This is a genomic window from Actinomycetospora soli, assembly GCF_021026295.1.
GTDB lineage: Bacteria > Actinomycetota > Actinomycetes > Mycobacteriales > Pseudonocardiaceae > Actinomycetospora > Actinomycetospora soli.
In genome coordinates this window covers 254,891-263,355 of sequence record NZ_JAJNDA010000009.1, presented here as the reverse complement: position 1 = coordinate 263,355, position 8,465 = coordinate 254,891, and the positions used below count along the sequence as shown (strand labels likewise).

The following is an 8,465-nucleotide window of genomic DNA, read 5'->3' as shown; positions in this document are numbered from 1 at the left end:
CGAACGCCTTCATTCGTCGGTCGGATACCTGCCGCCGGTTGAATGGGAAGCCCATTACACTGCCGCGATAACCCGGCAGGCCGCCGCGGCCTGACGCCCAGCCTCACCCAGGCCCGGGGCGGTTCACTCGGGCCGTCCACGCTGCGCCGCACGCCGCGATCGCGGCATGACGAGTGCCCTGTCGCGGCCAGCAGCCGAGCCCGCCCCACCCTGTCGTTGTGAGTCGCCACGACAAGGCGGAAGGGGCGGCGACGCGGGCCGCGACAAGGCATGAGGGCGCCGGCGCAGACCACAACAAGACCGCCCCCGGCCGGCTACCTCGTCCCGCTCAACACCACGTCGTGCTCGACCGAGTCCGCCTCCACCGTCACGACGACCGCGCGGGGCCGAGCAGCGCCGCCGTCCACCCCGTGCGGCGTGCAGATGAGGACGAACTCCCCCGTCTCGGGCGGCCGCAGCTCGAACCGGCCGTCGCCCTCGGTGTGCACACGAGCGACCTGCTGCCCCGCCATGTCGACCAGCGTGACCGCCGCGGCACTCGGCCCGCCCCGGTCGTCGACCACCCGGCCGGTCAGCCGCCCGATGCCGTCCGCGGGCTGCTCGTCGACCACGTGGTGCTCCTCGGCGGTGGTCTCCGCGTCGGGCACCTCGGTCCGCGGGTCGGGCGCGAACTCCGGCTCACCGGCCACCAGCCCACCGTGGTTCGCGCGCGTCACGAGCGCCATCAGCCCGATGGCCAGCGCCACGAGCAGCACCGGCACGGCGAAGGCGAGATCCGGGAGCTCCCGGGCGACCACGGCGTTCCCGGCGGCGGCCACGACCATGATCAGGATCCGCAGCGGCGAGTTCCAGTTCCAGGTGAACGGCTTGTGCAGCTCGACCAGGCTCGACACCCAGTTCGTCACCGTGCCCGACAGGAAGCTCGTCGGCGTGCCGGCCGGGCCGACGTAGCGCATCGCCGCGGCCTGGATGCCCATCGCGAGCCCGGCGCCGAGGACGAGCACCACCACCCGGAGCTGGCCGAGCGACCCATCGTCGTCGACGGTGTAGAAGTACGCGCCGACCGCGAGCAGGAGCGCGAGTTCGGCCGTGAGCGCGACCCCCACCGCGTTGCGCCACGGCAGCCGGCGCATCGCCACCCCGCAGATGATCGTGCCGACCACCAGCCCGCCGCAGTACCCCGAGATCGCGACCACGTTGTCCAGCGCCTGGAACCAGTCGCCCTGCCCCAGCCCGAGGCCGAGCAGGACGAGGTTGCCGGTCATCGTCGACGCGAAGACCTCGTTGAAGGCGAAGAACGTGACGACGTCGATCGCCCCGGCTGCGGCCGTCAGGACGATCGTCACCGCGCTGAGCAGCCCAGGCCGGCGTTCCGGTTGGTCGAATCCGGTCATGATCTACATGATTGCGTCCAACCATGACGGGCACATGAACGATCGCCCGTGAGGAAGTTCATGATCCGGACGAATCGGTCAGCGGCGGCCCAGCACGAGGTCCACGTCGACCGCTCCGCCGTGCACCGACACCTGCGTGGCGCGCGGCGCGGCGACGTGCCCGGTGTCCCGCGGGCTCGCGATGACGAGGAACTCCCCGGCCCGCGGCGGCTCGATCCGGAAGCGGCCCTCCGCGTCCGCCACCGCCCGGCCCGCCTGCCGCCCGGCGTGGTCCACGAGGGTCACGACGGCGGGTGCGGGCTCGTCGTCCGGGCCGGTCACCCGGCCCCGCAGCACCCGCCCGCCGGTCGGCGCGCCCACGAGCGCCCCGTCGCCGTCGTCGAAGCCCGGCTGGGCCGCCTCGAGCGCGGCCGGCTCGACGTACGCGTACTTCCCGCCCCGCAGCAGCGACGCGAGGGCGGCGACGACGCAGCACAGCGCGGCGAAGGACAGGGCGAAGGTGAGGCCGTCGGCGAAGGGACCGCTGATCAGCTGCGGGAAGAACGACCGGCCGGTGAGGAACCCGGCCTGCTGCGGCCCGACCTGGGCGAGCACCTGCGGGCCGAGGAGGGTCTGCATCGGGTTGTAGCCGAGCAGGGCGGCGAAGAGGGTCGACACCGGCGGGAGCTCGGCGATGCGCTGTGCGGCGTCGGCGGGCACGCCGTGCGCCACGAGGCCGTCGTGCAGGGCCGTCGGCAGGGTGCGGGAGAGGCCGAGGATCAGCATCGAGAAGAAGATGCCGATGGACAGGACGGTCGCACCGTTCTGGAAGGTCGAGGTCATGCCCGCGGCCGCACCGCGCTGACGCGGCGGGACGCTGTTCATGATCGCCGCCCGGTTCGGCGACGAGAACAGCCCCATCGACAGCCCGTTGACCGCGAGGATGATCGCGAAGCCCACGTAGCCGAAGTCGACCGGCAGGAACGAGAGCAGCAGGAAGCTCACCGCGGCGCCCAACATGCCGACCGTCGCGTACGCGCGGGCGCCGTGGCGGTCGGACAGGATGCCGGAGACCGGTCCGGCGACGAGGAACCCGATGGTCAGCGGCACCATGTATATGCCGGCCCACAGCGGCGTCGACTCGTAGTCGTAGCCGTGCTGGGGCAGCCAGATGCCCTGCAGCCAGATGATGAGGATGAACTGCAGGCCGCCGCGGCCGAGGGCGGCGAGCAGGCTCGCGATGTTGCCGGCGGTGAACGCCCGGATGCGGAACAACGACAGGTGGAACATCGGCTCGGCGACCCGCGTCTCGATCACCGCGAAGGCCGCGAGGACCACGACGCCGCCGACGAGGCAGACCAGCACCAGCGGCGAGGTCCAGCCCATCACGTGCCCGCCGTAGGGCTGGATGCCGTAGGTGATGCCCATCAGCACCGCGATGAGGCCGACGGCGAAGGTGACGTTGCCCCACCAGTCGATCCGCGCCTCGTGGCGCTCCCCCACCTCGCGGAGCTTGAGGTAGGCCCAGATCGTGCCGAACACGCCGATCGGCACGCTCACCACGAACACGAGGTGCCAGGCGATCGGCGCGAGGACCCCGCCGACGATCAGGCCGATGAACGACCCGGCGATCGCGGCGACCGAGTTGATGCCGAGCGCCAGGCCGCGCTGGTGGGTGGGGAACGCATCGGTGAGGATCGCCGTCGAGTTGGCCAGCAGCAGCGCCCCGCCGATGCCCTGCAGCACCCGCATCACGATCAGCCAGATCGCGCCCGCGTCCCCGTGCAGCCACGTGACGGCGAGCAGGACCGAGAAGACCGTGAACACCGCGAACCCGAGGTTGTACATCCGGGTGCGGCCGTACATGTCGCCGATGCGCCCGAAGCTGACGACGAGGACCGCCGTCACCACGAGGTAGCCCATGATCAGCCACAGCAGGTAGCTGATGTTCGACGGCGCGAGCGGGTCGATGTCGATCCCGCGGAAGATGTCCGGCAGCGCGATGAGCAGGATCGACATGTTGATCGTCACGATCAGCACGCCGAGGGTGGTGTTGGACAGCGCCACCCACTTGTAGCGATCGGTCGACACGCCGCAGCCCCCTGTCGTTAGCCTATGCAAATAGACTGTACGCGCGCAGGACCCCGCCGTCGCGTCGACGGCGGCGGTCGCGGGGCTCAGGAGCCGGCGGGCACCAGCACCGGCAGCACGCGCTGCGCGAGGTCGACGAGCAACGACCGCTGCTGGTCGGCGGACATCGCGCCGCCGCGCGTCAGCGTCAGGCTCACCGTCACCTGGCGGTAGGCGACGACGAGGATCGGCCCGTCGGGGTCGGAGAAGAACGTTCCCTGCGCCGCGCCGATCGGGGTGGGGACGCCGGTGATGCCCTCGCCCTGGAGCACCTGGTTGTTCACCGCGACCTGCGCGAGCGCCGCCTCGGCGGTGCTGTAACCGCTGGTCAGGAGCTTGAGCACCTGCGCGCCCTGGGGCGCGGCGCCCGGGCCGCCGGTGGAGGTGTACGTGCAGGTCACCCGCTCGAGACGACCCACCGAGGGCGCGGGCACGTCCCGCAGCGAGCGCACGTCGACCGTGCCCAGCGGTAGGCCGAGCAGGTTGGGCAGGTCGTCCTTCGACAGGATCTGGTTGCAGTCGGTCGGCACGAGCGTCGACCGGGACGGCGGCGCGCTGGCCGGGGCCGCGGCCCCCGGCCCCGGGAACGTCGGGATCGGCGGCGTCGCGAGCTGCTCGCCGGACGAGCAGGCCGCCGCGAGCACCACCAGGGCCGCCGCCAGCGCGACCCGCAGAAATCGTCCCCGCACCTTCGTCCCCTCGACCGCACCGCCCGGGCTCCCACGGTATCGGGAGGTCCCGCGGGAGCGCGCCAGGAGCACCGGGTCAGTCCTCGGGGATCTCCGCCAGCACCTTCTGCGCCACCCCGAACGCCCGGTTCGCGGCCGGGACGCCCGCGTAGACCCCGACCTGCAGGAGCACCTCGCGGATCTCCTCGCGGGTGAGGCCGTTCCGGACCGCCGCACGGACGTGCATCGCGAGCTCGCCGTCGTGGTGGAGCGCGGCGAGCACCGAGAGAGTGACGATGCTGCGCTGGCGCCGGTCGAGTCCCGGCCGGTTCCACACGCCGTCCCACGCGTAGCGGGTGATGAACGCCTGGAAGTCCGCGGTGGTCCCGTCGGCGTTCGCGATCGCGCGGTCGACGTGCTCGTCACCGAGCACCTCGCGGCGGGTGGCGAGGCCGGCGGGGTCGAGGTCGGCGGGGTCGAGGTGGGGGGTCACGCGGGGTCCTCCTGGGACGAGCGGGCGGTCAGGAACGCGTCCACGAGGGCAGCGGACTCCCCCGTGTGCGACGACGGGTCGAGCGCGGCGTCGATCTCGGCGCGGGTGACGTCGGTGCCGTCGAGGGCATCGGCGAGCACCTCGGCGAACGGGCGGCCGGAGTCGAGCGCGGTGGTGGCCGCGTCGGTGACGAGCGTCTTCGGGTCGGCCACCCGGCCGCGCAGCACGGTGGTGACGTTCTCGGCGAGCAGCAGGCCGCCGGTGACGTCGAGGGCGTCCGCGACCGCGTCGGGCTCCACCACCAGGTGGCCGAGCGAGTCCGCCAGCCAGGCCGCCCCCGATCCCGTCGTCCGGAGGAGTTCGCGCAGCGGGGCCCACTCGGCGTGCCACGGACCGGCGGCGCGTTCGTACTCGTGCCCGGACGCGGCCGTGAGCACGGCGGAGACCAGGCCGGGCACGGCCACGGCGGCGGCCCGGGCGGAGACCGCGCCCACCGGGTTGCGCTTGTGGGGCAGCGTGGAGGACCCGCCCCGGCCGGGGACGTCCTCGCGGACCTCGGCGACCTCGGTCTGGGCGAGCAGCACGAGGTCGGTCGCCACCGACCCGACCGCCGCCCCGGCCCGGCCCAGGAGCCCGGCGAGCTCGGCGACGCGGCCGCGCTCGGTGTGCCACGCGAGCACGGGCTCGGCGAGCCCGAGCCGGCCGGCGAGCGCCGCCCGCACCGCCCGGCCGTCGCCGGCGAAGGCCGCGAGCGTGCCGACGGCCCCGCCGAGCTGGACGGTGGGTCGCCACGCGCGCAGGGCCGCGACGGCGTCGTCGAGTCCCGAGGACCAGCCCGCGGCCCGGAGTCCGACGGTCACCGGCGCCGCCTGCTGCAGCAGCGTGCGCCCGGCGGCGGGGGTGTCGCGGTGCGTCCGCGCCAGGCGCGCGGCCGCGTCGGCCGCGGCGGCCAGATCGGTCGACAGCGCGGCGACGGCCCGCGATGCCACCAGCATCGAGGCCGTGTCCATCACGTCCTGGCTGGTGGCCCCCCGGTGCACCGCGGCGGCCGCCTCGTCCTCGCCGTCGGCCCGCAACGCGACGCGCAGCGCCGCGACCAGCGGCACCACCGGGTTCCCCGAGGCGGCGGCGTCGACCGCGACCGCCTCGGCGTCGATCCGCCCGACCACGCAGGCCCGCGCGATCGTGTCGGCCGTCGACCGTGCCAGCGCCCCGGCGTCCGCGGTGGCGGCGGCGAGGGCGGCCTCGGTCTCGAGCAGCGCGGCCAGCCAGGCCCCGTCGGAGACGGCCTCACGGGCGCCCCCGCGGGCGAGGATCGCGTCGAACAGGCCGGGAGCGGTCACGCGCGCATCATGCCGCCCGCGCCCTCCCGGCCCGCCAGAGCTCTTCCGCTCAGGCGAACTCCTTGACGATCGTCGCGCAGAACGCGTCGAGGTCGTCCGGGTTGCGGCTGGTGATCAGGCCCTGGTCCACCACGACCTGCTCGTCGACGACGTCCCCGCCGGCGTTGCGGATGTCGGTCCGCAGGCTCGGGAACGAGGTCAGGCGCTTGCCGCGCACGAGGTCGGCCTCGACGAGCGTCCACGGCGCGTGGCAGATCGCGGCGATCGGCTTGCCCGCCCCGGCGACGGCCTGGACGAAGGCGATGACGTCGCCGTTCTGCCGCAGGGTGTCCGGGTTGCACGTGCCGCCGGGCAGGATCAGGGCGTCGAAGTCGTCGGCCGAGACGTCGGCGATGGCGCGGTCCACGGAGAACGTGTCGCCGGGGTTGATGTCGCCGTTCATCGCCTGGATCTCACCGGTGTCCACCGAGATCAGCGTCGTGGTCGCGCCCGCGTCGTCGGCCGCCTTGCGCGGCTGCTCCAGCTCGACCTGCTCCACGCCGCTGGCCGCGAGGATCGCGACGCGCTTGCCGGAGAGTTCGTTCGCCATTCGGGCTCCCTCGTCGAAGATCGTTCGTCCCGACGGCGGTTGCCCCCGACCCGTCGCGGCCGAAACGGTCAGCGCACGAGGCGCGGTGGCGTCCCGACGTCGAGCTCCCCACCGGCCTCGACGGCGTCCGCGCGCGTCTGCGCCCAGGCGACGACGCCCTCGGCGTCTACCCCGTGGCGCCCGGCCACCGACGCCCCCGACCCGAGGTTGTCGGCCCCGCGCCGCAGCAGGGACACCGCACCCCGGCGGTTGCCGCGCTGGGCATGGGTCAGGCCCACCGCGAGCTGCGCGAGCCCCTGCCAGAAGGCCCGCTCGTCGTCGGCCCCGGACTTCCACGCGCCCTCGAGCACCTCGTGGGCGTGGAACGGGAACCCGCCGTCGAGCAGGCGCTGGGCCTCGCGCAGGGCCTCGTCGGGCGGCAGGACGACGTCCTCGTCGACCCGCTCGACGCCCGCCGCCCCGGGCGGCAGGGGGCGCCCGGCGGCGTCACGGGGTCGGGCGTTGCGGGCCCGCCCCGTCTCGTCTCGGTCGCGTTCGGCGCGTGAGGTCACGCCCTCCACCGTGACACGCCCGGCGGCACGCCACCCGACCCCCGACGCACGACCGGGCCGCCCGTCACGGTCTCCCGTGACGGACGGCCCGGTGGTGGCGTGCGGGCGGTCAGCTCCGACGCGAGGCGTCGGCCGGTGCCTCCGCGGGGGCGGCCGACCCCGTCGAGCTCCCGTTCGCCGACGTCCCGTTCGTCGAGGTCCCCTGCTCCGAGACCCCGGCGGCCGGGGTGGCGGAGGAGTCGTCGTGGTCGTCCGGACCCGAGGACGAGGCCTCGGTGTCCTGCTTCGGCGGCAGGCCCCGCGTGGTGTAGAGGCTGGTGATGGTCACGACGGTCAGCGTCACGAGGATCACCGCCAGCGACAGCGGGGTCGGCACCTCGGGGATGGCCGGGTTGATGTCGACGTGGAGCCAGTGGAGGATCAGCTTCACGCCGATGAAGGCCAGGATGAACGCCAGTCCGTAGGACAGGTGGACCAGGCGCTCCAGCAGCCCCACCAGCAGGAAGTACAGGGCGCGCAGGCCCAGCAGCGCGAAGGCGTTGGCCGTGAACACGATGTACGCGTTCTGCGTGATGCCGAAGATCGCGGGGATCGAGTCGAGCGCGAAGACGAGGTCGACCGACAGGATCACCGCGACGGTGATGAACAGCGGTGTGACGCCGAGCTTGCCGCCGACCTTGCGCCAGAGCTGGCCGTCGTGCTTGTCGCCCGGCTTCGTGTCCTCCTCGTGGACGGTCACGAGCTTCCGCGTCAGGCGCACGGCGACGTTGTCGCTCATGTCCTTGGGCTCGTCACCGTGCGAGCGCACGAGGCCGTAGGCGGTGTAGAGCAGGAACGCGCCGAAGATGACGAACGCGAAGCTGAACGCGTTGATCACGGCGGCGCCGATGAGGATGAAGATCGCGCGCATCACCAGCGCGCCGATCACGCCCCAGAGCAGCACCTTCTGCTGGTGCCGCTTCGGCACCGCGAACTGGGCCAGGATCACCGCGAAGATGAAGAGGTTGTCGACCGAGAGGCTCTTCTCGACCAGCCAGCCCGAGATGTACTCGACGCCCGACTGCGAGCCCATGAAGATCCACACACCGACGCCGAAGAGCAGCGCCACCACGATGTAGATGACCGACCACAGGGTGGCCTCGCGGAAGCTGACCTCGTGCGGTGATCGGGCGTGCCAGATGTCGATGGCCACGAGGACGGCGATGCCGCCGACCGTCGCAGCCCAGACCCAGAACGGGACGGTCACCTCAGCCTCCTACCGGCCAACTGTCGATTCCCCCGTCCAACGACATGGGGAAGCCTTTGAGTTCCCTTTACC

At 73.1% G+C, this 8,465-nt stretch carries 8 protein-coding genes; all 8 read right to left on the bottom strand.

All coding sequences use genetic code 11. The features are described 5' to 3' along the window. Positions 1–314 precede the first annotated feature (314 nt). Positions 315–1,394, bottom strand: coding sequence for a DUF1275 family protein (locus LN037_RS17060; protein ID WP_230754722.1), 1,080 nt, complete (start codon positions 1,392–1,394; stop codon positions 315–317). A gap of 78 nt (positions 1,395–1,472) precedes the next feature. Then, a complete protein-coding gene (locus tag LN037_RS17055) occupies positions 1,473–3,392 on the bottom strand; it encodes an MFS transporter (RefSeq protein ID WP_230754739.1) in 1,920 nt (639 codons plus the stop codon). Between the two features lie 158 nt (positions 3,393–3,550). Beyond that, entirely contained in the window at positions 3,551–4,192 is a 642-nt protein-coding gene (locus LN037_RS17050) for a hypothetical protein (protein ID WP_230754720.1), read from the bottom strand. 76 nt (positions 4,193–4,268) lie between these two features. Continuing rightward, positions 4,269–4,664 (bottom strand): 4-carboxymuconolactone decarboxylase, encoded by a 396-nt coding sequence (gene pcaC, locus LN037_RS17045; protein ID WP_230754719.1) that lies wholly within the window; start codon positions 4,662–4,664, stop codon positions 4,269–4,271. Next, positions 4,661–6,007 carry a lyase family protein gene (locus tag LN037_RS17040; protein ID WP_230754717.1) on the bottom strand — a complete coding sequence of 449 codons (1,347 nt, stop codon included), beginning with the start codon at positions 6,005–6,007 and terminating at the stop codon, positions 4,661–4,663. Before LN037_RS17040 ends, pcaC begins: the two co-directional genes overlap by 4 nt. Before the next feature lie 49 nt (positions 6,008–6,056). After that, the gene (locus LN037_RS17035) at positions 6,057–6,596 is read right to left on the bottom strand and encodes a type 1 glutamine amidotransferase domain-containing protein (protein ID WP_230754715.1); all 540 of its coding nucleotides are present in this window, start codon (positions 6,594–6,596) and stop codon (positions 6,057–6,059) included. A 68-nt stretch (positions 6,597–6,664) separates the two neighbouring features. Next, complete coding sequence (locus tag LN037_RS17030; protein ID WP_230754713.1) at positions 6,665–7,147, bottom strand: DUF309 domain-containing protein; 483 nt, start codon at positions 7,145–7,147, stop codon at positions 6,665–6,667. A 109-nt stretch (positions 7,148–7,256) separates the two neighbouring features. Beyond that, complete coding sequence (locus LN037_RS17025) at positions 7,257–8,393, bottom strand: TerC family protein (RefSeq protein WP_230754711.1); 1,137 nt, start codon at positions 8,391–8,393, stop codon at positions 7,257–7,259. Positions 8,394–8,465: the final 72 nt, after the last annotated feature.